The 1,962-nt window shown below is 48.4% G+C and carries 2 protein-coding genes; both read left to right on the forward strand.

Annotated features, from left to right (window positions below; translation table 11 throughout):
- Positions 1–265 (forward strand): YhfX family PLP-dependent enzyme (locus GX147_05820; GenBank protein NLN60210.1); only part of this gene is annotated, 265 nt, incomplete at its 5' end.
- A 5-nt stretch (positions 266–270) separates the two neighbouring features.
- Positions 271–1,773 carry a sugar ABC transporter ATP-binding protein gene (locus GX147_05825; protein ID NLN60211.1) on the forward strand — a complete coding sequence of 501 codons (1,503 nt, stop codon included), beginning with the start codon at positions 271–273 and terminating at the stop codon, positions 1,771–1,773.
- The last annotated feature ends 189 nt before the right edge of the window (positions 1,774–1,962 follow it).

Raw genomic sequence — 1,962 nt, forward strand, 5'->3', positions numbered from 1 at the left:
AGCTTGTGTGGGGCGGACACCTGAAACCGCGAAAGACAATCTGGTGGTCTGCGACATGCCCGCGCCGGAGGCAATCGATTATTATGGCATTCTTGACAAGGATTCCAAGGCGGCCATTCGTGTAGGTGATACAGTCGTTTTCGGATTCAGGGCACAGGCTTTTGTAACCAGGGCCTTTGTTGTTCCTGTCTCGGGGATTTCAAAAGGCCAGGCTTTCGTTGAAGGCATCTACGATTCTGATGGGAAACCGACCGTGTGGAAGTAATGGACATGAATAACAGCGCGCTTGCAGTCAAAGATATTTATAAATCATTTTTTAACAACCCGGTTTTGAAGGGAGTTTCCTTCAATGTGGAGCATGGAACCATTCTTGGTTTTCTCGGCGGGAACGGAGCCGGCAAATCAACCCTGATGAAGATCATCAACGGGGTTTACTTCAAGGACTCGGGTCAGATCCAGGTCGATGGACAAGACGTTGAGATTCAGAACGCCCGGGACGCGCAAGATCTCGGCATTGCCATGGTCTTTCAGGAACTCTCACTGATTCCCACCATGACCGTCTTGCAGAATCTGTTCCTGAATACTGAGCCAAAAAAAGGTATTCAAATCGATGAGAAAGAATGCCGGCGCCGTGCCAGGGAAGCCTTTGAGTCTTTCGGGATCACCGATATTGATTTGCAGTCGGTTGTGGGAGATCTTCCCATCGGACAGCAACAGCTTATCGAGATTATTAAGGCCCTTTTGAAGGAAACCCAGGTTCTGATCCTGGATGAGCCGACCGCTTCGCTGTCGCAGACAGAAGTGCAGTTGCTGTTCGAGTTTTTAGAACGATTGAAAGCAAAAGATATCGCCATCATTTTTATCACACACAACATGCCGGAGATCATGCAGATTTGTGATCGGGCGGTTATCCTGCGTGATGGTGTTGTTGTCCTCGATGAAAGTATCAAGGATACGTCCATACAAAAAATGATCGAGGCCATGTTGGGACGCAAATTGGAGAACGAAAGGCATATCCGCCAAAATCCGGTCGATTACCAGGCGGAGCCCCTACTCCAAGTCAAATCGCTCGAAAGCAGAGACGGCCGGGTGAAAAAAGTTGATTTTGAGATTTATCCGGGCGAAGTCGTGGGCATCGCGGGCCTGATGGGGAGCGGCCGGACTGAATTGATTAAAAGCATTATCGGACTTAACAAGGTCGCGGACGGCAAGGTCTTTTTGCGTAACCGGGATATCACCAATGGCAAGCCCTGGAATCTGGCAAAAAATGGTCTCTTCATGATCCCCGAAGACCGGCGGAGGACCGGCATCGTGGGTGGGCATTCCGTCTTCATGAATCTTTTCATTCCTTCCTGGCACCGGTTCACGAAATTGAGTCGGATCAATGACAAGAAGGCTTCCACAAAAGCCAAGGAGCTGGTGGATAAGGTTGATATTGTAACAACGGGGATCGATCAGGAACTGCGTTATTTATCCGGGGGCAATCAACAGAAGGTCGTCTTTGGCAAAAGTATTTATACGGAACCAGATATCCTGATGATGGATGATCCGACGGTCGGTGTTGACGTTGAAACCAAGCAGAGCATCCTGGGAATCATTGCCGGCATCGCGGACATGGGCAAGGGCGTATTGCTTGTTTCCTCTGAATTTGATCAGCTTGTCAATATCTGCGACCGGATCCTGATCATGAAGAATGGTGAACTGATCGACGAAAAGAAAAACGATCATTCGCCTGCCATGGAAGCGGCCTTAACCCTGGCGGTTCAAAGCTAACACCTCTATACAAAATAAATAAGCGTAATGATGAGCCGGACTGTTTCAGTCCGGCTTTATCATGCAGATACAGTACAAAAAAAGGGAGGCTTGACAGCTTGTCATCTATTATATATCATCAAGTAGTGAATTAAGTTCGTTACATGATATGGACGGGAGGTATCGGATGAACCCACAGTACAAGAAGAG

The organism is Deltaproteobacteria bacterium (assembly GCA_012522415.1).
Taxonomy (GTDB): domain Bacteria; phylum Desulfobacterota; class Syntrophia; order Syntrophales; family JAAYKM01; genus JAAYKM01.